Below are 22,032 nucleotides of genomic sequence, written 5' to 3' on the forward strand. Positions count from 1 at the left end.
ATTATATCACAATAATTATGGATAATCAAAAATATATAAGGAACTTTTCAATAATCGCTCATATCGATCACGGTAAATCTACGTTAGCCGATAGGTTAATTGAGCATTGCGGTGGCTTGCAAGTTAGGGAAATGAGCCAGCAAGTGCTAGACTCGATGGATATCGAAAAAGAGAGAGGTATAACTATTAAGGCACAAACCGTGCGGCTTGTATATAAGGCTAAAGACGGTAACACCTACTATTTGAATCTAATGGACACTCCCGGGCATGTCGATTTTGCTTATGAAGTTAGTAGGTCACTTGCTGCTTGTGAAGGCTCGTTATTGGTAGTTGATAGTACGCAAGGAGTAGAAGCACAAACGCTTGCCAATGTTTACCAAGCAATCGAGAATGATCATGAAATAGTACCGGTGCTTAATAAGATTGATCTGCCGGCGTCAGAACCTGAACAGGTTAAGCAGCAAATAGAGGATATAATCGGGATCGATGCAAGTGAGGCTGTATTGATTTCGGCAAAAAGCGGTATAGGTATTGATTTAGTTTTAGAAGCAATAGTAAATAAATTACCTCCGCCGAAAGAAAGTAACAGTGATATTTTAAAAGCTTTGCTTGTTGATAGTTGGTATGACCCTTATCTTGGGGTGGTTATTTTAGTACGTGTTATTGATGGCTACTTACGTAAGAATATGCGGATTAAAATGATGGCTACTAACTCGGTTTATACCGTCGAAAATGTTGGCTATTTTACTCCGAAAAAACATATTTCGGATGTTCTGCATGCAGGCGAAATCGGCTTCTTTACTGCTTCTATAAAGCAAGTAGCGGATTGTAAAGTCGGGGATACTATCACTGATGAAAAAAAGCCTTGTGAGCAAGCTCTACCGGGTTTTAAACCAAACTTACCCGTAGTGTTTTGTGGTCTTTATCCAACGGATAGCTCGGAATTTGAGCATCTAAAGGATTCACTAGCTAAATTACGCCTTAATGATGCTAGTTTTGAGTATGAAATGGAAAGCTCTTCGGCACTCGGAGTAGGTTTTAGATGCGGCTTTTTAGGGCTGTTACATTTAGAGATAATCCAAGAACGTTTAAGTAGGGAATTCGATTTAGATTTAATCACTACCGCTCCAAGCGTGGTGTATAAAATTCATATGCGGGACGGTGAGAGCTTAGAGATACATAACCCAGCAGATTTGCCTGATTTACAAAAAATCGAATCGATGGAAGAGCCGTGGATTAAGGCAACTATAATGGTACCTGATGAGTTTTTAGGTGCGGTATTATCGCTTTGTACGGAAAAGAGAGGGATGCAGCTCGATCATAGCTATATAGCAAATAGGACTAAAATAGTTTATAAATTACCACTAAATGAGATAGTTTACGATTTTTACGATCGTTTAAAAAGTTGCTCTAAAGGTTATGCAAGTTTTGAATGGCAAATGGATGTTTATGAACCTTCCGAGCTTGTTAAGCTTGGGATTTTGGTTAACGCAGAGGTGGTTGATGCACTATCCACAATTGTACACCGCTCACGTGCCGAGCAGAGGGGTAGGGCATTATGCGTAAGGTTAAAGGATTTAATACCGAGACAGCAGATTGATATAGCAATTCAAGCAATTATAGGTAGCCGTATTATTGCTCGTGAGACTATTAAAGCCCTACGTAAAGATGTTTTATCTAAATGTTACGGCGGTGATATAAGCCGTAAACGTAAATTACTTGAGAAGCAAAAAGCAGGTAAAAAGAGAATGAGAAAGTACGGTAATATCGAAATTCCGCAATCTGTGTTTATTGCAGCTTTAAAAATAGGTGATGAATAAAACTTTTTTTATTTTATATAAAGAAAACGCTAGACGTTATAATAAAGATTTGTTATAAGGAAGTATCTGAATTTTCCAGATGTTTCTAATGTTCCTCGGTAGCTCAGTGGTAGAGCAAACGGCTGTTAACCGTTCGGTCGCTGGTTCGAGTCCGGCCCGGGGAGCCATTCCTCGGTTTTCGACAAATTTACGAATGAATCAAACGGCAGATGCAGCATAAAGTCAAGCTTTTTGCCTGTTAATTTAATTGTCGAAAACACAGTTTTTATTAAACGTCTTTTTCCTTGGCATTCGACAAATTAAAATATTGATGTGCATTGGCAACTAAATTTAGTACATCTATCATTTTTTTCGTAAAAAAATGATAAGGTTATTCCATTCTTTGCAAACCATGATATCCCTCTGCTTAGAATATTAACTGATAGAGGTACGGAATATTGTGGAAAACCAGAAAACCATGCTTACCAACTATATCTTGGCATTGAGAATATCGATCATTCCAAAACTAAAGCATATAGTCCTCAAACCAACGGTATCTGTGAGCGTTTCCATAAAACTATGCAGGAAGAGTGCTATCACATTCTATTCCGCAAAAAATTTTATAATTCACTTGATGAATTGCAAACAGATATAGATAACTGGCTTGTGAGTTACAATAATGCAAGACCTCATTCCGGTAAACATTGCTTTGGTAAAACACCAATGCAATCTTTTACAGATTCACTTTATATTGCTAAAGATAAAAATATTGGTAATATTGGTAATATAGATAAAAATATTGGTAATATAGAGAGAATATCAGACAATTTGATGATTGCCCATCAAGCTGCCTGATTACTCAACTCTGTCAGATTAAGTCATAACTTGTACATTTTATATTAATTTTCTCTTCTACATATTCTTTAAATGATAATTCTTTATCATTTATTCCAAAATTTTCTAAAGTATTTTTTATTCGACGTTTTGCATCTATAAACTCCGTTGATTCACGTAAATTAGTTCTTGCTATAAAACCTACTAAAGCTATTATAATTCCTCCCCAAAAGGCATAATGCCAATTAAAAAGATAAGTAATACTAATAATACCAAATGCTAATGCCATAATGCCACCCCACTGAGCAGCTATATTTATTATACCAACATAGGTATATTGAACTGGCGGTTTAGTAGTCTCAGTAACATATAACTCTGCTCCTACTATTTCTCCCATAGAAGATACGCCTTGAGACATACTACAAATTATCATAATCCACGAAACTACGATGCCTTTTTCTGCATAAATAGGTAAAGTAGCCATAATAAAACATGATATAGCCATTATAAATGTGGTAATAATAACGGTTGATATTATCACCTATCCATCCAAGTACCAAAGCTGCAAATGGTCTTAATAAATAAGTAGAACAAAATGCGGCAGCAGATAAAAGCGAAGTAACTTGAGGATCAGTTTTAGGAAAAAATAATTCATTGATAACTACTGCCATATGTATATATAGAATTAAATCAAAATACTCAAAAAATGTTCCAAAACATATTAATCCTATTGCTTCTTTTTGATTACGTGTTAAACTTCTTTGTTTTTTCTCATAGCCGAGCATAATTTCTTTACAAAAGTTAAATTGTAAAGAAATTATGCTGTTTTATATAAAAGTCAATAGGAAATTTCGCTTTATACGATAAATAAGGAAGTGAAGTGCAACTTACCATTAGCTTATTTTTACCTATTCATTAATGACTTAATGATATGATAATAAACTAATTGAGAGAAAAAATATTTGTACGTCAATCCGGTACTCATATCCTCACATATTTTTTGTATACTGCAGTGTGAGGTGAGTGTTTCCTCTTTATAAGATTAGGTTATGCAAGAGGTCTATTGATGGTTTCCTATTTTACCTTATTAACCCTAAATCTTTTTTTGCAATTCTTTTTATATAATTATTTGGCGTACCTGTATTTTTATTAGAAATAGTATTGTTATTAATTAATTGTTTCCCGATTCTATTTACTATATTTTCTGTGCCGCTTAGTTCTAATTTCTTTTGTAACTGTATTGTTTTATATTTCTTATGATCGTTAGTATTTGCATTTTCAACTGCTTTTGTTAACACGCTTTTATGAGTAGTTATTTGTTCCGGTTGTTTATAAAAAGGACTATGTGCTCTACCTATATCTTTCAGTATATCTACTATTATATTTTGTGATGTTATTTTTTTTGTATCAGCATATTCTGATGCTGTCCTTAATGTTATTTCTTTACTAAGCTGATTAAATCTCTGTTGTTTTTCTTGATCGGTAAATTTAAAGTAATTCTTATCTTGTAATAAAGCGGTTAATGCTTCGGTTTGAATAGTTTGTTTATACCCTATCTCTGCTAATGCTTGTATATTTTTATAATTACCTATATCTGCTTTTTGTTTTTCTTGATTAATATTATGGTTTAGCTCCTTAATTAACTTTATCCTATCCTGGATCTGATTTACCGAATCTTTAGAACCTTTTAATGATTGCAATCCTATATTTATTGATGAAATTATTTGTGCTACATTATTACCGACTATAGCTGCAGATATTCCCGCCACGTTTACTATATTACTTATTCCATTTGTTATAACCGATGCTATAAATAATGATTTGGTACTTTTATTACTTTTGTCTTTCGTTTGCTGTTTATCATTATGTATATGTAAATCATCTTTTAACTTTGGATCAATTTTTAAAAGGGCTTGTTGTTTACTCAAATCATCACGATATTTTTCTAATAATTTATTTTCTTGTGTAAGAAGACGTATCTTTCGAGTATGTACTACATCTATTATTGCTTTACCTACTGCCATGGCAGTAGCTGATATAAACATAAATGGAGCTGTTGCAGGTGCTATAGTTGCCAGCATAATACTACTTGCTATTAATCCGAGTACGCTAGCTGTGGTTTTATTAAAAAGAATCTTTCCTGTTACGTTGCTTATTTTCTTTACATTACCCCATGTTTTGAGGTCTTAATACTATTTATAATATTGTATGTTCTTGAGTTAGTTTGTGCTTTATGCTCACTTTTATAAATAGTATTTGGGTGTTGTGCATGGTTTTTTAAGGCGTTTGTGCCTCTACTCATTAATTTTTGTATCTGTTCTTGCTCTATTATATATAAATCATCTTTACTTTTTACTGTTTCTTGAGAAATTATACGCTCCAAGTTACACCTTTGTATAATTTCTATATCATCCATACTTCTAAATATTGGAGGCTGCTTTTTAGGTACTGTGTTTATATTATTGGATGATGCTTTTTTCTCTGTTCCTTTATAATATCTAAATCTTTTTCTAGTAATTGTGCATATTTCTATAGGTCTCGCCATTCTATTCGCTCTATTTGTATGCCTTTAATCTGTTTTAGGGTGCATTTAGATAATTATTAAAATTTGTTAATATATATATAATTAAATTACTTAAAATGCAAATTTAGAGTAAATATTTGTGGTGAATTAGTGTTAATAGAGCAAAGAGAGATAAATAATAACATAAACTAACTAAAAGTTATTGTATTATTAAAAAATTCATATATTAATTAAAAATACAAAATTATTTATTAATCATTATGTCAAATACATCTAAGTTAGAAAATCACTATAATAAATTGTTACAAGATATAATGCTTAAAACATTAGAGCAGAATAAAACTGTAGAAACCTATTTAGTACAAGAAGATTTTAGTAGTGCTTTAAGCGAACTACAAAAAATAAACGAAAAGCTTGAAGAATATTGTAAGGTTTTTTCTCTGCTTGAAATAATTAAAACCGAACTAGCTGAAGAAGATAAAGTATATAACTAATTTAATTTGTATAAAAGGTGAAAGCCGCATTTCGCCTTTTATATTCAATAATAATTTCCTGCTTCAACTTCTAGCTTTTTAAAATGTGATATACCGAGGCTATACCCTATAATAATAGGAATTACTATCATCAATAACCCTAAATTATTAAAACGTTCTGTTAAATAAACAAGCCCGAAAGAACTAATTACATACATAGCGGCTCTTGAAGAAGCATATATAAAGCTAGCATAGGTAAATCGTTTAAAAATCGGAAAACTTTTATAAAATATTGGAATTGCCGGAAATTCACTTGGAGAAAAAGTAACTACAATTAGTTGAATTAAGAGAATTTGCCAGCCTTGCGTTATATTATCTAACCCCGATTATGGATAAGGAATAGAGAGGAAGGAAGGTTGCAAGAGTTATTAAACCTTATATAAATAGGGCACTGAAGGAGCAAAATAAAGGTTTAATAACATGTGTAAATATACTACAATATTTTGTATAGTAGATAAATTTTGTAAAATTTATGAGAAATGGGTAAAACATCAATTGCTGAAAAGTAATAAGCAAAGATTTAGAGAAGGTAAGCTTTCCTTAAGTGAAGAACTCTCAATAATGATTTTTACCATTTTAGTGCATATAAACATTTAAAAGCTTATTACCAAAACTTTATTATTAATGGTAATTTGTTCAGGAATCCACCTTGTTATGAGAGATTTGTTCAGCTTATTCCTTCATTATTTCTGCCATTGATTGTGATGTTACATTACTTAAGTGGGAAAAGAACGGGAATTTATTATGCAGATTCCACACATTTTGCAGTATGTAAAAATATCAGAATTAATTCTAACAGAACTTTTAATAATCTTGCAAAAATGGGACGTAGTTCTGTCGATTGGTTTTTTGGATTCAAGCTTCATATGATAATCAATGATAAGGGAGAAATTATTGCTGTTAAAATTACCAAAGGTAATGTTGATGACAGAATTGCATTTGAAGCAATGGTTATCAAAAAGGTCTAAAAGGTAAGTGTTATGATGATAAGGAGTTTATTTCAGAAAAAATGTTTACAAAACTTTATAAGCAAGGTTTAATAAAAATTACCGGAATAAGAAAGGATATGAAAAACTATTTATTACCTCTTTTGGATAAAATCCTTTTAAGGAAGAGATTCATTATCGAAACCATTTTTGGCTACATAAAAGAGAATTTTAATATTACTCCTTCCAGACATCGATCACCTATTAATTTCTTTACTTCTCTATTCTCTGCTCTTATTGCTTACCAACTTAAACCTAATAAACCATGTATTTCTTATCCATAATCGGGGTTAAATTAAAAAATTTTTAATTGAAGTAGTATATGGAATATTGTAGTAATGATTTTACAACTTAAAATTCATTCAAAGAGGAAAATATGAACGATCCGAAATATGGAACTATTACTTTTACCAAAGAAAGTAGAACAGCAAATATTAATATATCCCGTGATAAAATAACAATTGGAGCTAATCAGCGTGTTACGTTTGAAACCATAGGTGATATTAAGGAATTGATCTTAGGACCACATAGTAATGTTAAAGTAACAGACCTTAATCATAAGGTATTTATAAATAATACCAATCGAGATAAGATAATTACATTATCAGGTGAACATATTGCTTTTGATGATAATCTATACGCTTAATAAATATGTTATTCCTGTGGAAGCTTGATTGCGTGGATACATGAACCGTCGTTGCAAGGAGGCATTGTTGCATGGACCGGTAAAACCCACTGTGTCATCCCGTGGTCAAGCCACGGGATGACAGAGGTGAAATTGATCCACGCAACAATGCTTTGCGAGGAGCGAAAGCGACACGGCAATCCAGAAAAATAACAAAAAAATGCTATAAATCAGCATTTTTTACTGGATTACTTCGTCAATAATGACGGGAAAACTGATCCACGTAGCAACTTTCTAAGACCCAAGTAGTACTTGATTTTGTAGTTTAAACAATTCTGCCACGCCGCCTTTGGCAAGTTTTAACATTGCTAAAAACTGCTCTTCGGAAAAAGGATTTTTCTCTGCCGTGCCTTGTACTTCGATTAAATTACCGTTACCTGCAAACACAAAATTACTATCCACTTCGGCATCACTATCTTCCAAATAATCCAAATCTAGTATTGCCTCGCCTTTATATATACCGCAAGAAATAGCTGCAATTTGACTAATTAACGGGTTCACCTTTAAAACTCTCTTTTTCATCAAGGATCTAATAGCTAGGTGCAATGCTACATAGCTCCCTGTTATTGCTGCCGTTCTAGTACCGCCGTCAGCATTAATAACATCACAATCTATGATAATTTGCCTCTCCCCTAGTTTCTTCAAGTCAATTACACATCGCATCGCCCTACCTATCAAACGCTGTATCTCTTGCGTTCTTCCGCCTTGTTTTCCGAGTGCTGCTTCTCTTTTAATACGCTGTGATGTAGAACCGGGAAGCATACCGTACTCGGCAGTAATCCAACCTTGATTTTGTCCCCTCAAGAATGGCGGTACGGTAGTTTCACAAGTAGCACTACACATAACATGCGTATTACCGATTTTAATAAGGCATGAGCCTTCCGCATTAACAAGCGGGGATAATTCTAATGAAATAGGACGTAATTGGTTGCTTTTTCTTCCTGACTGTCTCATAATATTAATTTACCATTGAAAAAATTTTTATTATATCTATATATATCTCAAAAAAGAATATAAATATAAAGTAAATAATATGATAGATGATAATATAGAAAATAATGAACAAACAATAAATGATATTGCTGAAGAGATAGTTGAAACAGCAAATCCAGAGATAACAGCGTTAAAAGCAGAAATTGAAGAGCTAAAAGACAAGCTAATTAGAACTACTGCCGAAATAGACAATACAAGAAAGCGTTTAGAAAAAGCACGTGACGAAGCAAAAGATTATGCAATTGCTACATTTGCTAAAGAACTACTAAATGTTAGTGATAATCTTTCAAGAGCATTAGCACATAAACCGGCAAATTCTGATATAGAAGTCACAAATATTATTGCAGGCGTTCAGATGACTAAAGATGAGCTGGACAAAATCTTTCATAAACATCATATTGAAGAAATAAAGCCGGAAATAGGTTCAATGTTCGACTATAATTTACATAATGCAATTTCGCAGATAGAACATCCTGATCATGCACCGAATAGCATTATTACTTTAATGCAATCAGGATATAAAATTAGAGATAGACTACTTCGTCCTGCTACCGTACAAGTAGCTAAAAAATCTTAATACTAAGGTAGAGCTTCAAAAATTGGCTCAATGTTCTATAAGAGCTTCGGTTCGAACTATATTAAGTATACGCAGCTCACCTTGCCTTGTGAACTCCTAGCTCTTTTTGAAGTTGATCTTCGTATAGAAAATGGGGAAAATAATATGAATAGAACCGCTATATTTTGGCTAGTTTTTTTAGGGTTTTTTATAAGCGGTTTTATGCTAATTTCAGACGCAGTAAAACCATTTTTTATCGCATTTATAATATCTTACTTACTACAACCTGCTATAGGTTTTATCGCATCAAAATTTAAAATATCAGATAAATTTGCATCAAGCATAATTTATCTGATATTTTTGAGCATATTTTTCTTAAGCTTAACTATTTTAGTGCCGATAATTTATGGACAAATTTTTACTTTTATAAAAAATATTCCAAAATATAAAAATTATTTACAAGCAGAAATATTACCGCCTATAATGGCAAAAATTTATTCGATAGAACCTGATATTGCCGATAAAATCAAGAATTCTTTAAGCAATTTTATAAATAGTATATTTACTATACTTGGCAGTATTGCTAATAATTTTTGGCGTTATACCATTATTACCATTAACATATTTGTTTTATTTTTACTTATACCTATAATATTATTCTATTTCCTACGTGATTGGGCTAAAATTATTGTAAACATGAAATCATTATTACCTATAAAAACCCGACCGAAAATCCTTGAAATATTATCGGCAATTAATAATCTGTTATCTGCTTACATAAGAGGACAGCTAAATATTTGCTTATTATTATCTACTTATTATAGTATTGCATTTACCGTAATAGGTATTGATCTCGCTCTTTTACTTGGCATTTTAACGGGATTTTTAGTTATTATTCCTTTTATCGGTACTTTTATATCGTTTCTTTTGACTCTAATTATCGGTTATTTAACTTTCGGCATGACCGCAAAATTATTATATATAATGATAATTTATTTAATTGGGAATATTTGTGAGTCTTATATTTTAACTCCTAAAATTATCGGTGATAAAATAGGGTTGCATCCTCTTTGGATTATATTCTCGATTTTTGCCTGCGGCAGTTTATTTGGAATTATTGGAATATTTTTTGCTATACCGATTGCAGGGATTACAAAAATTTTACTCCTGAATCTAATTAAATTTTATAAATCTAGCAAATTCTATCGAACAGACGACTAAAAAATTCTTATAACAGTGCAGCAATATATATTTCGTTTTACTACTTCTAATAAATATCATCCTGATGAGTTTATTGTTTCTAGTTCTAACGATCAAGCTTATAATATTATAAAAAATTGGCAGTGCGGCTTTGGTGTTAATCCTTATAAATTTACTTTATTAATTAAAGGACCTTCTTCGTCAGGCAAAACTTATTTAACCAAAATATGGCAAAATTTAAGCAATGCCTATATTATTAAAGATATTTTTTTTAGTGAAGAAATTTTAGAAAAATATAATGCTTTTATCATTGAAGATATTGAAAACTGGCAAGAGCCGGCATTACTTCATATATTTAATATTATTAACGAAAAACAGAAATATCTTTTACTTACCTCATCTGATAAAAGCAGAAATTTTACTTTACCCGATTTATCTTCACGTATTAAATCAGTACTTAGTATTGTATTAAACTCACCTAACGATGAATTAATCAAAATTCTAATATTTAAGCATTTTTCTATTTCTTCGGTAACAATATCCAGACAAATAATAGATTTTCTTTTAGTAAATTTGCCTAGGGAATATTCTAAAATTATAGAAATATTAGAAAATATTAACCATTTTGCTTTAATTTCCAAAAGAAAAATAACAACTTCATTAGTCAAAGAAGTTTTAAATAACTATAATCATAAAATATTGTAACTTTTTCCTTGACTTTAAATCTTCTCAATATATAACCTTTCTATAAATTAACTTTTTAGAAAAAATTGTGTTGGGATACGAAAAAAACAAAAAAGTTTAAACAGAGAACAAAAACGGGCTATAGGCTTACTATCCATAGGTACTTTTTTAGAGTATTTTGAGAAAGAATAGACCTCTAATAAAAAAATTTTTATTCTTGCCCCTTGAATTAACAAAAATAAAATATATATAATATGTACAAAGTATTTAAATAATTGGAGGTTAAAATGTCTTTTAAACCATTACATGATAGAATTGCAATAAAGCCTATCGAACACGAAGAAAAAACTAAAGGTGGAATTATTATTCCGGATACTGCAAAAGAAAAGCCGATGCAAGGTGAAATAGTAGCCGTAGGTAACGGTATTCGTAATAAAAAAGGCGAAATTCATCCTTTAGAGCTAAAAGTAGGCGATAAAGTTTTATACGGTAAATGGGCAGGCACCGAAATTGAAATTAAAGGCGAAAAACTGATCGTTATGAAAGAAAGCGACGTATTTGGTATTATTAATTAATTATTTGTTTTAAGGAGAAATTAAATATGGCAACAAAACTTATTAAACACGGCTCAAAAGCTCGTGAGCAAATGCTAGAGGGCATTGATATACTTGCAGATGCAGTAAAAGTTACTTTAGGTCCAAAAGGTAGAAATGTACTTATCGAGCAATCATTCGGTTCACCGAAAATTACCAAAGACGGTGTGACGGTTGCAAAATCGATTGAGTTAAAAAATAAAATTAGAAATGCAGGAGCTCAGCTATTAAAATCAGCTGCTACAAAAGCTGCAGAAGTAGCCGGTGACGGTACTACTACAGCTACGGTACTTGCTAGAGCATTAGCTCGTGAGGGTAATAAGTTAGTAGCTGCCGGTTATAATCCTATGGATTTAAAGCGTGGCATGGATTTAGCGGTAAATGCAGTAGTAGAGGAAATTAAAAATTCTAGTAAAAAGATTAATAGCCAAGAGGAAATCGCACAGGTCGGTACTATCTCTTCAAACGGTGATAAGGAAATCGGTGAGAAAATTGCTAAGGCAATGGAGGAAGTCGGTAAAGAAGGCGTGATAACCGTTGAAGAAGCAAAGAATTTTAGCTTCGATGTTGAAGTAGTTAAAGGTATGATGTTTGATAGAGGTTATCTATCTCCGTATTTTGTAACGAATTCCGAGAAAATGGTTGCTGAGCTTGAAAACCCTTTCATCTTACTATTTGAGAAAAAATTATCAAATTTACAACCGATGTTACCTATACTTGAGGCTGTAGTGCAATCACAACGCCCACTATTAATTATTGCTGAGGATGTTGAGGGCGAAGCTCTTGCAACGCTTGTAGTCAATAGATTACGTGGTGGTTTAAAAGTTGCGGCAGTAAAAGCTCCCGGTTTTGGCGATAGAAGAAAAGCAATGATGGAAGATATTGCTATCCTAACTAAAGGTGAGCTTATTACTGAAGATTTAGGTATGAAGCTTGAAAATGTGAGTATTAAGAGTTTAGGGACGGCAAAAAGAGTAACAATTTCTAAAGAAAATACCGTAATTGTTGATGGTAATGGTGATAAGAAAAATATTGAGGATAGAGTATTACAAATTAAATCTCAAATAGCTGAAACTACTTCTGATTATGATAAAGAAAAACTACAAGAGCGTTTAGCTAAACTTTCCGGCGGTGTTGCCGTATTAAAGGTTGGCGGTGCTACGGAAGTTGAAGTGAAAGAGCGTAAAGATCGTGTTGAAGATGCACTTGCTGCTACAAGAGCGGCAGTTGAGGAAGGTGTTGTTGCCGGTGGCGGTGTAACATTACTTCATGCATCACAAACTTTAACAAAGCTTAAAGTAGAGAATAAGGATCAACAAGCAGGTATTGAAATAGTAATAGAAGCTTTAAAGGATCCGCTAAAACAGATTGTTGAAAATGCCGGTGAAAACGGTGGCGTAGTAGTTGGTAAATTACTAGAACATAAGGATAAAAATTATGGCTTTAATGCTCAAGATATGCAATATGTCGATATGATTAAAGCAGGAATTATTGATCCGGCTAAAGTAGTGCGTACTGCACTTCAAGATGCTGCTTCCGTTGCTTCGTTAATTATTACCACGGAAACTTTAATTGTTGACGAACCTTCTGATAAGAAAGAGCTAATGCCAATGCGTGGCGGTATGGGAGGTATGGATTTCTAAGTCTATATCTCCATAAGATAGGTTATGCAATAGGTCTAATAAACCCGTTTTGTTGTATTGCTCGTTCCCCTCATTGCGAGGAGGCATTGTTGCGTGGACCGAAAAACCTGTTCAATGTCATATCATGGCTTGACCACGGTATCCAGAAAACAACTAAAAATACTAATAATATTAGTATTTTAAACTGGATCCCGCTACAAGCTCGCGGGATGACAATTAAGAAACTGGTCCACGCAGGCAATGCCTGCTTGCAATGACGATTTTAACAACGTGCCGTACAACACATTATCAAGTCGCAGTAGGACACTGAAAAACTGATTTATGCAACAAATGGGTTTTAAAGCGATTCTTTGCTTAATTTGAAAATAAATTCTTTAATAAAACTCTTCCTCAAAAAAATAAAATATAGAATTTCTTGTAATTATTTCAATAATAAATAATTTTTAATTAATTAATTATAATAGCTCAACCTTTTGATCATCCTATATAAGACTGTTAACAAAATAACTTTAAAGCTAATTAAATTCTTTTTAACTGCAAATTATAAGATTTTTTTGAAATAGGGATATCTATTACTGTAAAAATCTTATTAATTTTCATTTAAAAATCTCTTTAATTATCAATTAAAGTTATTTTGTTAACAGTCTTATATAGGATGATCAAAAGGTTTAAAGCGGTTTTACGCCTTAATTATTAAGAATAACCCCGATTATGGATAAGAAATACATGGTTTATTAGGTTTAAGTTGGTAAGCAATAAGAGCAGAGAATAGAGAAGTAAAGAAATTAATAGGTGATCGATGTCTGGAAGGAGTAATATTAAAATTCTCTTTTATGTAGCCAAAAATGGTTTCGATAATGAATCTTTTCCTTAAAAGGATTTTATCCAAAAGAGGTAATAAATAGTTTTTCATATCCTTTCTTATTCCGGTAATTTTTATTAAACCTTGCTTATAAAGTTTTGTAAACATTTTTTCTGAAATAAACTCCTTATCATCATAACACTTACCTTTTAGACCTTTTTTGATAACCATTGCTTCAAATGCAATTCTGTCATCAACATTACCTTTGGTAATTTTAACAGCAATAATTTCTCCCTTATCATTGATTATCATATGAAGCTTGAATCCAAAAAACCAATCGACAGAACTACGTCCCATTTTTGCAAGATTATTAAAAGTTCTGTTAGAATTAATTCTGATATTTTTACATACTGCAAAATGTGTGGAATCTGCATAATAAATTCCCGTTCTTTTCCCACTTAAGTAATGTAACATCACAATCAATGGCAGAAATAATGAAGGAATAAGCTGAACAAATCTCGCATAACAAGGTGGATTCCTGAACAAATTACCATTAATAATAAAGTTTTGGTAATAAGCTTTTAAATGTTTATATGCACTAAAATGGTAAAAATCATTATTGAGAGTTCTTCACTTAAGGAAAGCTTACCTTCTCTAAATCTTTGCTTATTACTTTTCAGCAATTGATGTTTTACCCATTTCTCATAAATTTTACAAAATTTATCTACTATACAAAATATTGTAGTATATTTACACATGTTATTAAACCTTTATTTTACTCCTTCAGTGCCCTATTTATATAAGGTTTAATAACTCTTGCAACCTTCCTTCCTCTCTATTCCTTATCCATAATCGGGGTTAAGAATAGATTTCTTGTTGAAGCTATAGGCAAGGTTAATCTATAATGTATATATTCGTTTAATTTAAAAAATTAGTAATAAAAGTTTCTAGCTTTTGGTCGGTTAAACTACGCTAACTAAAATTAGTAAGGTTTTAGAAAAATTACTATTCTTATTTTAAAAAAATCTTATAATTTATACAGTTAAGAAAGACTAAAATAAGATAATTTAAATTTTATATATAAAACTTAAAAAATTAGGTTCTAAAAGAAATCTAAATAATGTGAATTTAGGATAAAAGATAAAATAATAGGGTAGTGTGAAGCTCGCCACAAGCTTAATTTTTCCTATTAATATAAACTAAAGCTAGGCTTTATTAATATTTACTAAAAATAGCAAATTAATTAGAAATATTAATAGAACTTAATAAGTTTATTGCTTTAATTGGTGTTTAGTTATTCGTAAGTATAACTAACTGAATTAGTATAAATTAAGGAGGTATTTTTGCTCCAAAGGGTTATTAAACATTTAAATCATAATTTATCTAAACATGATATTGCTGCTCAAATAACAGGTAGGATCAAACATCCAATATCAATTTTATATAAATTATATCGTAAGGGTATAAAGTTAGAAGAATTAACAGATATTTTTGCGATAAGAATAGTAGTAATAGATGAAGAGAAATGTTATAAAGCTTTAAAAGTTCATGATCTTTATGAGCATAAAAAGGATAAATTTAAAAATTATATTCTTAATCCTAAACCAAACGGCTATCAATCTTTACATACTATTATTACAACTGAGGATAATTATAAAATAGAGATACAAATACGTGATCATAAGATGCATTATCATGCAGAGAGCGGTGAAGCTGCACACTGGAAATATAAAAATAGTTTTTAGCTGATATACACTTTTTTTCTTTCTAAAGTAGTATTGCATACTCTTTAATTTATTTTGTATTATTTTGAAGTTTTAAAAAGAAATTTTGTAAACCGACTTTTTGAAATATTTCTTTTTGTTCTGAAGGGAAATGTTGCTTGATAAAATTAGTGCAAACATTTAATAGTTGTTGTTCTACGGTAAATAAGCTGCTATGAGTAAGAAGCTTTCTATAGTTTCTTTTACTGTTTCTAAAGCCTTTTCCGGCGATTTAGCATTTATTAGTTTGTAAATTATGTAGGCGATCAAATACTTTAATAAGTGCTATATCATATCTTTGTTCTTGGATTAGTAAATTTAACATTTTCACCGGAGCTAATTTTACCGTATGGCTTAATTCTTGTTAAACGTTCTACGCTATCGGCAATATTCTTATCAAAAATTTTGCTAATATCAGCATGTGTAAGTATTGTATCCTCTATAATATCGTGAAGAAGGACAATATTTATCATATATGATTTGTAAAGTTTAGGAGCTTCAAGAGCTGTAAAATCTGCAAGCATGATTGCAACTTCTATAGGATGAGAATAATAAGGTTCCCCTGATTGACGCATTTGAGAAGCATGATATTTACGGGTATAATAAAGACCTTTTTCAATTTCTGTTATATCTATAGGTGAATCTACTACAAATATTTAATTCGATCAATTAATTTTTTACTATAATCACAAACCTCAAATTTTTTCTGCCAAGTATCAATATCTTCCATAAACCTACTAATTATTTAAACTTCTTTTAAAAGGAGTATATGCATACAAAAAATATTTTTATGAGAAAATTCATAAGATTTTAGAAAGACCTGATATTTATTTTTTAAATTTATCTATAATCAATGGTTAAGCACAAGTTAAACTATATCTTGATTTTTAAATAGGATTATATTTTTGTGATTTTTTTACACAGTTATATTACATTAATATTAATTTTTGTTAACATGATAAATTGAATATATTACTATAATAATAGCTAGTAGCTTAAGTAAAAATATAAAAATAGTTAATAAAACTTAATAAAAAGAAAGGTATTTTTTTATTTATTCTCAAATATTTTTTCACTTTAGTGGTTTATAACTTCTTGCAATATATTAAAAATTTAGTAAGCATTGTTAATTGTAAAGATAGATTATTATTCAATCTATTTTTATATATATCGAAATACAATTTAAATTAATAGGTAAATTATGACTAAAAAACTAGTTGATAACAAAATAGCTCCTAATAAAGCAGAGTACGATAAGAAATTTTCGCATATCTTAGATGTTACCCCATATTACATGGGGCAGTAACCTTACCGAAGACAATGGCTTTAGTTTGCGAAGAGTTAAAGTTTTAAGATAGCTCACAGAAAAATGAGATGGAAGGAGGAAAAAATCCTTTCCTGATGATACTCTAAGTGCACCGGCAATTAAAGAGGGACATCTTCTTAGCGGTGGAAAAGAAGATGAGAGAGATTCTGTTAATTATACTAATGCAGAAATGCGACAATTTTCATCTGACAAAACATTTGATTGGAGAGATGGAAGCAAGTACCATCATGTTCATAAAGTAAAAGCCGGTGACAAGTTTGATATACATTGGGATTATACCATGGCACATAAAACACGTGGTTATACATATGCGATCACTGATCATCCTACTGACTTTTCTCAAAGACTAACTTTTAATGAGCTTAAGACATTTTTTGAAAATATAAGCCAAGAAAAACCATTTTGGAGTCATCAATTACCTGCTTCTACGGATCACTCAATAATTCTTCCGGAAAGAGAAGCAGGATTTCATGTTCTTTTAGAAAGATGGATAGTAGCTGATACAGGCATGGCATTTCATCAATCATGGGTTCTTGAATATGAAGCAAGTTTAGGTGGTAAAGGGCTGGGACATGAACACCATCATCATGATGCTTAATTAAGCTTTAAAGCAACTTAATAGCGTATCGTCATGGGTTAAGCGACGCAAGGTGTTATTGTGTGGATACCCGAGTCGTCATTGTGAGGAAAAATTGAAAATTTTGACGAAGCAATCTCGTGCCAAAATCCTGAGATTGCCACGCTTCTTTCAGTCGCTCGTAATGACGGTTTAGTATTCACGCAACAATGCCTGCTCGCAATCACGATGAAAAGCATTTCATGCAACAGCACTTAAATTCCGTTACTATCTACTCAAAGCGTTTAGACCTTCCTTTAGACCGTCTTTTATAAATGAAATTTTAGCTTGTTTACCGTCAGTGGTGATTAGTTCTAAATAATTATCATTAGATAAAATCATGTCTAGATCGTCTTTTGTAATAATAGCTAAAGCCTGACAGCCGTTTACCGTACAATTTACGTATTTCCCGGCTGATATTCGTTTGTCACCGCTATTAATAACTGTACCTGCTGGAATTTGAACATTTGATGGGACTATTTCGATTATCTTTAATTCCTGTTCTTCTTGCTCCCCATTGAAATAACCTATGTGATAAATGGCTAATATTCCCTTTTCTTTATCTTTCTCTAGATTATTAATTTGTTGTGATAAGAAGCAAAGTTGTTTTTTCTCATTATTAAGAGTACAATTTAAAGTCCAAGCTCCGTACTTTTTTGGTGCCGTTGTGCGTTGACGTTTTCTATGCTATACAAAACAAAAGTGCCGGTTATTATAAATAACCCACTAAAAACAAAAGCAATTTTATACAATCTTTCATATAATTTTTAACCTTTTTAAAATATTTTCTTTTCCTAAAATTTCTGCAATTTCAAATACGCTAGGTGAAGCCGTCATACCTGTTATTAAAGCTCTTACTGGTTTCATAATGTCATTCAGCTTTAAGCCGTTTGTTGTTGCTATTTCTTTAAATTTATTCTGTACGGATTCCTTATCAAACTGCTCAAGTTCGCTTAAGTTTTCTATAACTTGTTTGATTAAATCCCTATCGCAATTTTCTATAATTTCTTTTGCATCTTGGTTGTAGATGATAGGCGAATCTACGAGATAAATTTGAGCAAGGCGTGTTAGTTCTAGTAATGTTTCACTTCTAACTAACAAGCTTGGCATTGCTTGGGTTATATAGCTTATTTCCTTCTCGCTAACCTTATAATTTTGTTTCAATATCTCTACAGTCTTTGAAGTTAAGCTATCATTGTCAAGCATTCTTAAGTAATGAGCGTTAAGGCTATTCATCTTAGCAAAATCAAGCTTAGAAGGTGATTTACCGAGTGAATCAAGATTAAACCATTCTATAGCCTGAGTCATTGAGATAATTTCATCATCGCCGTGACTCCATCCAAGACGCAATAAATAATTACACAAACTTTCCGGTAAATATCCCATATCCTTATAAGCTTCAACGCCTAATGCTCCATGCCTTTTGGATAATTTCGCCCCGTCTGCTCCATGAATTAACGGTATATGAGTCATGCTAGGTACTTCATAGCCGAAAGCCTGATAAATAGCGATTTGCCTTGCTGCATTGGTTAAATGATCGTCACCTCTAATAATATGAGTTATACCCATATCATGATCGTCTACTACAACGGCTAGCATGTAAGTAGCAGTGCCGTCTGCTCTTAATAGTACCATATCGTCTATATGAGAGTTTTCAATTACTACCTCGCCTTGTAAGGTATCATGAATTGTTATGCTGCCCTCTCTTGGAGTTTTTAGACGTATTACCGGTTTAATATCAGTAGGGTAGGTAGATGGTTCTTTGTCACGCCACTCGCTGTTAAAAATAAAATGCTGTTTATTTTCTAAAGCTTTTTGTCGCTGTCTTTCTATTTCTTCTTGGCTAGTAAAACAATAATATGCTTTACCGTCTTGCAGTAATTTTAGTGCAGCTTCTTTGTAAAGATTATTACGTTTAGACTGGAATATAACCTCACCGTCCCAATCAAGCCCTAGCCATTTTAGACCTGAGAATATAGCTTCTACTGCGATGTTCGTTGATCTTTCTTTATCAGTGTCTTCAATGCGAAGCAAAAACTTACCGTTATGATGCCTTGCGAACAAGTAGTTAAAAAGGGCAGTTCTTGCCGAACCTATATGTAAAAACCCCGTCGGTGACGGAGCAAATCTAGTAATTACGCTATTAGTCATTTATTATCTTTTTTAAATATATACTAAGAACTGTGTCATACCGTGGCTTGACCACGGTATCCAGAAAACAACTAAAAATACTAATATTATTAGTATTTTTAACTGGATCCCGCGATCAAGTCGCGGGATGACATATACTCTTTCTCCCCAAACACATAAAATAATTTACATCTATATCATCGCTTAATTTCCATTCATTTTTAATCGGATCATATACCAAGCCTTTTAGCTCTTTAATTTCAACATCGGTATCCGTAAGTATTTCGTAAATTTCCGATGGTTTTAGGAATTTGCTATAATCATGAGTGTTTTTAGGCACCCAACCTAAAACATATTCAGCAACTATTATTCCAAGTACATAAGCTTTTTTAGTGCGGTTAATCGTAGAAATTATTGCCATACCGTTGGGCTTAATATGCTTCACCAAATTCAGTATGAATTGCTGCACGTTTTCTACATGCTCAATAACCTCAAGACAAATTACCACATCATATAGTTTGTCACTCTGTAATTCTTCTATAGTAGATTGTAAATAATTTATTTTTACGCCGTTTTCCTTAGCATAAGCAGTTGCCGTTTCAATGTTACTTTGCAATGCATCAATGGCTGTAACGTTAAAACCTTGAGCCGCTAAAGGCGTTGCAATTAATCCTCCACCGCAACCGACGTCTAATATTTCTAATTTAGAAATATCGTTAGACATCTTCTCAAACTCTACTTCTAGAGGTAATTTGTGCGTCAATCCGCTGCTCGTATCCTCACGTACTTCTATGTACGCTGCGGTGCTGTGCTGCGTGTTTCCTACAAATTCCTCTCTATAAGCGAGTTTGGAAAGGTGCCTATTGTAATGTGTAGTTATTTTCTCTATTATATATTCAAGGCGAATAGGGTTTATTCGGTGTAAGATACCGAATTCCCCGTCCTTATTCCACCAATTGTGAGCAATTTTCTCAAATTTTTCTAATTCTTTTTTATCGATTGAAGACATAGTCTATGATTCTTTCCAATGTCATCCCGTGGCTTGACCACGGGATGACAAGAGGCCATACAACAAACATATATAATATACTCAGATGACTTTAATAATACTAGCCTTAATTTTAATTAGCTGCATATTTGCTCCCCTTGGCTGTATTGCCCTATGGAAGAGATATATTTATTTTGGCGATGGGCTTGCTCATAGTAGTTTTTTAGCGGCTAGCATAAGTATTATAGCACATTTTCCATTAATATATTCAGGCATAATAGTTGCAATTCTTTTTTCGTTTTTTGTGTTTATTTTTAAAAATAATTCTGAAAAAAACGCAGTTATTAATTTGATTTCTAGCTTTATGCTAGCTGTTGCTTTAGTTATTAATTATTTTACTTCTTTGCAGAATAATATAGTGAATTTGTTGTTTGGGGATATTTTATCCGTGTCTTTTAATGATTTGATTATACTAGGGGTAGTCCTAATAACTATTATAGGCTTTATAGTATATTTTTATAATCAAATTCTTCTTATCATTATCAATAGAGATATTGCAGTCATAAAAGGCTTAAAGGTTAATATTATTGAGCTAATATTTTTACTTCTTCTCTCATTATCGGTATTTTCTGCTATAAAGATTGTCGGAGTACTTATGGTAACTGCTATTTTACTTATTCCTGCAATGATTGCACGGTTTGTAGCATATAGCCCCTCCCAGATGATTATAATATCAATTCTTATATCTTTATTTATTAATTTTTGTGCCGCATTTAGCTCTTTCTACTTTGATTTACCTTTAACTCCATTGTTTATTATATTAGGTACGTTTATTTATGGTTTGTTGTATTTAAAGCGATTATTATGAACAAAAATGAATTTACTGAATATGTCAAAGAATTGTTAGAACCATATGGTTCAGTAGCCGTTCGTGCAATGTTTGGTGGACATGGTATATATAAGGGTGGTGTTATGATAGGAATTATTAAGAGCAATGAATTATATTTTAAGTCAGACCTAAGCACTTATGAATATTTTCAATCTTTCGGTTCTGAGCCATTTGTATATCAAAGTAAAGGTAAACTTGTAACTCTATCATATTGGAAGGTGTTACCTGAAATTATGGAGGATCAAGAGTTATTAGGCAAGTGGTTTAAATTAGCTTTGAATGCTGCTATTAATAGTCAAAAGAAAAAATAAATGTCACCCCCGTGGTCAAGCCGGTGTTGTTGTGTGAATCGGTTTCACCACCGTCACCTAGTTCGCTTGTCCACGGTAGTTAAAAATACTAATAATATTAATATTTTTAGTTATTTTTCTGGATACCGTGGTCAAGCCACGGTATGACAATGAACGGGTTTTTCGAGCCATGCAAC

General features: G+C 31.9%; 24 protein-coding genes, 1 tRNA gene and 5 pseudogenes. 17 read left to right on the forward strand and 13 right to left on the reverse strand.

What is annotated here, in order from left to right; translation table 11 throughout:
* Positions 1-17: 17 nt before the first annotated feature.
* From lepA to RMONA_RS08225, 3 genes and pseudogenes are all read left to right on the forward strand, one after another.
* Positions 18-1,820, forward strand: a complete 1,803-nt coding sequence (gene lepA / locus RMONA_RS03630) for a translation elongation factor 4 (protein WP_023507702.1) — start codon at positions 18-20, stop codon at positions 1,818-1,820.
* A gap of 92 nt (positions 1,821-1,912) precedes the next feature.
* Positions 1,913-1,987, forward strand: a tRNA-Asn gene (locus RMONA_RS03635).
* Positions 1,988-2,180: 193 nt separating this feature from the next.
* Positions 2,181-2,654 (forward strand): annotated as a pseudogene (locus tag RMONA_RS08225) (integrase core domain-containing protein); the annotation flags it as partial.
* Positions 2,655-2,667: 13 nt separating this feature from the next.
* Here the strand turns inward: RMONA_RS08225 and RMONA_RS10285 are convergent.
* The 4 genes from RMONA_RS10285 to RMONA_RS09205 form a co-directional block, all read right to left on the reverse strand.
* Positions 2,668-3,117, reverse strand: coding sequence for an MFS transporter (locus RMONA_RS10285; protein WP_242402795.1), 450 nt, complete (start codon positions 3,115-3,117; stop codon positions 2,668-2,670).
* Positions 3,053-3,418: a hypothetical protein gene (locus RMONA_RS10290; RefSeq protein ID WP_023507705.1), complete on the reverse strand. Its 366-nt coding sequence runs from the start codon at positions 3,416-3,418 to the stop codon at positions 3,053-3,055. The genes RMONA_RS10285 and RMONA_RS10290 overlap by 65 nt, the downstream gene beginning before the upstream one ends.
* Before the next feature lie 294 nt (positions 3,419-3,712).
* Positions 3,713-4,678: a hypothetical protein gene (locus tag RMONA_RS10295; RefSeq protein ID WP_242402796.1), complete on the reverse strand. Its 966-nt coding sequence runs from the start codon at positions 4,676-4,678 to the stop codon at positions 3,713-3,715.
* A 116-nt stretch (positions 4,679-4,794) separates the two neighbouring features.
* A complete protein-coding gene (locus RMONA_RS09205) occupies positions 4,795-5,178 on the reverse strand; it encodes a hypothetical protein (protein ID WP_023507707.1) in 384 nt (127 codons plus the stop codon).
* Positions 5,179-5,417: 239 nt separating this feature from the next.
* Here RMONA_RS09205 and RMONA_RS03670 point away from each other — a divergent pair, with 239 nt between their 5' ends.
* A complete protein-coding gene (locus RMONA_RS03670) occupies positions 5,418-5,651 on the forward strand; it encodes a hypothetical protein (RefSeq protein ID WP_023507708.1) in 234 nt (77 codons plus the stop codon).
* A 44-nt stretch (positions 5,652-5,695) separates the two neighbouring features.
* Here RMONA_RS03670 and RMONA_RS10300 read toward each other — a convergent pair whose 3' ends face one another.
* Complete coding sequence (locus RMONA_RS10300; RefSeq protein WP_023507709.1) at positions 5,696-5,848, reverse strand: hypothetical protein; 153 nt, start codon at positions 5,846-5,848, stop codon at positions 5,696-5,698.
* A gap of 546 nt (positions 5,849-6,394) precedes the next feature.
* Here RMONA_RS10300 and RMONA_RS03680 point away from each other — a divergent pair.
* From RMONA_RS03680 to RMONA_RS03690, 3 genes are all read left to right on the forward strand, one after another.
* Entirely contained in the window at positions 6,395-6,658 is a 264-nt protein-coding gene (locus RMONA_RS03680) for a transposase (RefSeq protein ID WP_023507103.1), read from the forward strand.
* Positions 6,659-6,699: 41 nt separating this feature from the next.
* Complete coding sequence (locus tag RMONA_RS03685; protein WP_023507102.1) at positions 6,700-6,960, forward strand: transposase; 261 nt, start codon at positions 6,700-6,702, stop codon at positions 6,958-6,960.
* Between the two features lie 92 nt (positions 6,961-7,052).
* Positions 7,053-7,322: a hypothetical protein gene (locus RMONA_RS03690; RefSeq protein ID WP_023507710.1), complete on the forward strand. Its 270-nt coding sequence runs from the start codon at positions 7,053-7,055 to the stop codon at positions 7,320-7,322.
* A gap of 8 nt (positions 7,323-7,330) precedes the next feature.
* Here RMONA_RS03690 and RMONA_RS09210 read toward each other — a convergent pair whose 3' ends face one another.
* Positions 7,331-7,501, reverse strand: coding sequence for a hypothetical protein (locus tag RMONA_RS09210; RefSeq protein ID WP_157699822.1), 171 nt, complete (start codon positions 7,499-7,501; stop codon positions 7,331-7,333).
* 94 nt (positions 7,502-7,595) lie between these two features.
* Positions 7,596-8,315 carry a ribonuclease PH gene (gene rph, locus RMONA_RS03695; protein ID WP_023507711.1) on the reverse strand — a complete coding sequence of 240 codons (720 nt, stop codon included), beginning with the start codon at positions 8,313-8,315 and terminating at the stop codon, positions 7,596-7,598.
* A 79-nt stretch (positions 8,316-8,394) separates the two neighbouring features.
* Here rph and grpE point away from each other — a divergent pair, with 79 nt between their 5' ends.
* The 6 genes and pseudogenes from grpE to RMONA_RS11415 all read left to right on the forward strand — a co-directional run.
* Complete coding sequence (gene grpE, locus RMONA_RS03700; protein ID WP_008581003.1) at positions 8,395-8,931, forward strand: nucleotide exchange factor GrpE; 537 nt, start codon at positions 8,395-8,397, stop codon at positions 8,929-8,931.
* A gap of 144 nt (positions 8,932-9,075) precedes the next feature.
* Positions 9,076-10,131, forward strand: a complete 1,056-nt coding sequence (locus tag RMONA_RS03705) for an AI-2E family transporter (protein WP_037231328.1) — start codon at positions 9,076-9,078, stop codon at positions 10,129-10,131.
* 15 nt (positions 10,132-10,146) lie between these two features.
* Positions 10,147-10,815, forward strand: a complete 669-nt coding sequence (locus RMONA_RS03710; protein WP_023507713.1) for an HdaA/DnaA family protein — start codon at positions 10,147-10,149, stop codon at positions 10,813-10,815.
* Positions 10,816-11,081: 266 nt separating this feature from the next.
* On the forward strand, positions 11,082-11,369 hold the full coding sequence (locus RMONA_RS03715; protein WP_014412487.1) for a co-chaperone GroES: 288 nt from the start codon (positions 11,082-11,084) through the stop codon (positions 11,367-11,369).
* Between the two features lie 26 nt (positions 11,370-11,395).
* Positions 11,396-13,030, forward strand: a complete 1,635-nt coding sequence (gene groL / locus RMONA_RS03720; RefSeq protein ID WP_023507714.1) for a chaperonin GroEL — start codon at positions 11,396-11,398, stop codon at positions 13,028-13,030.
* An 89-nt stretch (positions 13,031-13,119) separates the two neighbouring features.
* Positions 13,120-13,284, forward strand: a pseudogene (locus RMONA_RS11415) (MFS transporter); the annotation flags it as partial.
* A 455-nt stretch (positions 13,285-13,739) separates the two neighbouring features.
* On the opposite strand, the gene RMONA_RS03725 reads toward RMONA_RS11415, so the two are convergent.
* Positions 13,740-14,393, reverse strand: a complete 654-nt coding sequence (locus RMONA_RS03725) for an IS982 family transposase (RefSeq protein ID WP_339325423.1) — start codon at positions 14,391-14,393, stop codon at positions 13,740-13,742.
* A 782-nt stretch (positions 14,394-15,175) separates the two neighbouring features.
* Here RMONA_RS03725 and RMONA_RS03730 point away from each other — a divergent pair.
* Positions 15,176-15,577 (forward strand): bifunctional (p)ppGpp synthetase/guanosine-3',5'-bis(diphosphate) 3'-pyrophosphohydrolase, encoded by a 402-nt coding sequence (locus tag RMONA_RS03730; RefSeq protein ID WP_023507716.1) that lies wholly within the window; start codon positions 15,176-15,178, stop codon positions 15,575-15,577.
* Between the two features lie 180 nt (positions 15,578-15,757).
* Here the strand turns inward: RMONA_RS03730 and RMONA_RS03735 are convergent.
* A pseudogene (locus tag RMONA_RS03735) lies at positions 15,758-16,325 on the reverse strand (HD domain-containing protein); the annotation flags it as partial.
* Positions 16,326-17,019: 694 nt separating this feature from the next.
* Between RMONA_RS03735 and RMONA_RS03740 the strand changes: the two are divergent.
* Positions 17,020-17,520, forward strand: coding sequence for a lytic polysaccharide monooxygenase (locus RMONA_RS03740; protein WP_096001017.1), 501 nt, complete (start codon positions 17,020-17,022; stop codon positions 17,518-17,520).
* 246 nt (positions 17,521-17,766) lie between these two features.
* Here RMONA_RS03740 and RMONA_RS03745 read toward each other — a convergent pair.
* The 3 genes and pseudogenes from RMONA_RS03745 to ubiG form a co-directional block, all read right to left on the reverse strand.
* Positions 17,767-18,290: pseudogene (locus tag RMONA_RS03745) on the reverse strand (invasion associated locus B family protein).
* 4 nt (positions 18,291-18,294) lie between these two features.
* Positions 18,295-19,689 carry a glutamate--tRNA ligase gene (gene gltX / locus RMONA_RS03750; protein WP_023507722.1) on the reverse strand — a complete coding sequence of 465 codons (1,395 nt, stop codon included), beginning with the start codon at positions 19,687-19,689 and terminating at the stop codon, positions 18,295-18,297.
* Positions 19,690-19,804: 115 nt separating this feature from the next.
* On the reverse strand, positions 19,805-20,677 hold the full coding sequence (gene ubiG / locus RMONA_RS03755; protein ID WP_023507723.1) for a bifunctional 2-polyprenyl-6-hydroxyphenol methylase/3-demethylubiquinol 3-O-methyltransferase UbiG: 873 nt from the start codon (positions 20,675-20,677) through the stop codon (positions 19,805-19,807).
* Between the two features lie 85 nt (positions 20,678-20,762).
* Between ubiG and RMONA_RS03760 the strand changes: the two genes are divergently transcribed.
* On the forward strand, positions 20,763-21,524 hold the full coding sequence (locus tag RMONA_RS03760; protein WP_008580849.1) for a metal ABC transporter permease: 762 nt from the start codon (positions 20,763-20,765) through the stop codon (positions 21,522-21,524).
* On the forward strand, positions 21,521-21,856 hold the full coding sequence (locus RMONA_RS03765; protein ID WP_023507724.1) for a TfoX/Sxy family protein: 336 nt from the start codon (positions 21,521-21,523) through the stop codon (positions 21,854-21,856). The genes RMONA_RS03760 and RMONA_RS03765 overlap by 4 nt, the downstream gene beginning before the upstream one ends.
* 75 nt (positions 21,857-21,931) lie before the next feature.
* Here RMONA_RS03765 and RMONA_RS11420 read toward each other — a convergent pair.
* Positions 21,932-22,031 (reverse strand): annotated as a pseudogene (locus RMONA_RS11420) (permease); the annotation flags it as partial.
* Between the last annotated feature and the right edge of the window lies 1 nt (position 22,032).

Origin of the sequence: Rickettsia monacensis, assembly GCF_000499665.2 — a bacterium.
Lineage (GTDB): Bacteria > Pseudomonadota > Alphaproteobacteria > Rickettsiales > Rickettsiaceae > Rickettsia > Rickettsia tamurae.

Excerpts from the sequence above, each read along its gene's own strand:
- RMONA_RS10290 (WP_023507705.1), bottom strand. The coding sequence starts at position 3,418 with ATGCTCGGCTATGAGAAAAAACAAAGAAGTTTAACACGTAATCAAAAA.
- RMONA_RS03760 (WP_008580849.1), top strand. The coding sequence starts at position 20,763 with ATGACTTTAATAATACTAGCCTTAATTTTAATTAGCTGCATATTTGCT.
- RMONA_RS10300 (WP_023507709.1), bottom strand. The coding sequence starts at position 5,848 with ATGTATGTAATTAGTTCTTTCGGGCTTGTTTATTTAACAGAACGTTTT.
- ubiG (WP_023507723.1), bottom strand. The coding sequence starts at position 20,677 with ATGTCTTCAATCGATAAAAAAGAATTAGAAAAATTTGAGAAAATTGCT.
- RMONA_RS03690 (WP_023507710.1), top strand. The coding sequence starts at position 7,053 with ATGAACGATCCGAAATATGGAACTATTACTTTTACCAAAGAAAGTAGA.
- RMONA_RS03715 (WP_014412487.1), top strand. The coding sequence starts at position 11,082 with ATGTCTTTTAAACCATTACATGATAGAATTGCAATAAAGCCTATCGAA.
- RMONA_RS03670 (WP_023507708.1), top strand. The coding sequence starts at position 5,418 with ATGTCAAATACATCTAAGTTAGAAAATCACTATAATAAATTGTTACAA.
- RMONA_RS10295 (WP_242402796.1), bottom strand. The coding sequence starts at position 4,678 with ATGTTTATATCAGCTACTGCCATGGCAGTAGGTAAAGCAATAATAGAT.
- RMONA_RS03765 (WP_023507724.1), top strand. The coding sequence starts at position 21,521 with ATGAACAAAAATGAATTTACTGAATATGTCAAAGAATTGTTAGAACCA.
- grpE (WP_008581003.1), top strand. The coding sequence starts at position 8,395 with ATGATAGATGATAATATAGAAAATAATGAACAAACAATAAATGATATT.
- lepA (WP_023507702.1), top strand. The coding sequence starts at position 18 with ATGGATAATCAAAAATATATAAGGAACTTTTCAATAATCGCTCATATC.
- RMONA_RS03705 (WP_037231328.1), top strand. The coding sequence starts at position 9,076 with ATGAATAGAACCGCTATATTTTGGCTAGTTTTTTTAGGGTTTTTTATA.
- gltX (WP_023507722.1), bottom strand. The coding sequence starts at position 19,689 with ATGACTAATAGCGTAATTACTAGATTTGCTCCGTCACCGACGGGGTTT.
- RMONA_RS10285 (WP_242402795.1), bottom strand. The coding sequence starts at position 3,117 with ATGGCTACTTTACCTATTTATGCAGAAAAAGGCATCGTAGTTTCGTGG.
- RMONA_RS03685 (WP_023507102.1), top strand. The coding sequence starts at position 6,700 with ATGTTTACAAAACTTTATAAGCAAGGTTTAATAAAAATTACCGGAATA.
- rph (WP_023507711.1), bottom strand. The coding sequence starts at position 8,315 with ATGAGACAGTCAGGAAGAAAAAGCAACCAATTACGTCCTATTTCATTA.
- RMONA_RS03680 (WP_023507103.1), top strand. The coding sequence starts at position 6,395 with ATGTTACATTACTTAAGTGGGAAAAGAACGGGAATTTATTATGCAGAT.
- RMONA_RS09205 (WP_023507707.1), bottom strand. The coding sequence starts at position 5,178 with ATGGCGAGACCTATAGAAATATGCACAATTACTAGAAAAAGATTTAGA.
- groL (WP_023507714.1), top strand. The coding sequence starts at position 11,396 with ATGGCAACAAAACTTATTAAACACGGCTCAAAAGCTCGTGAGCAAATG.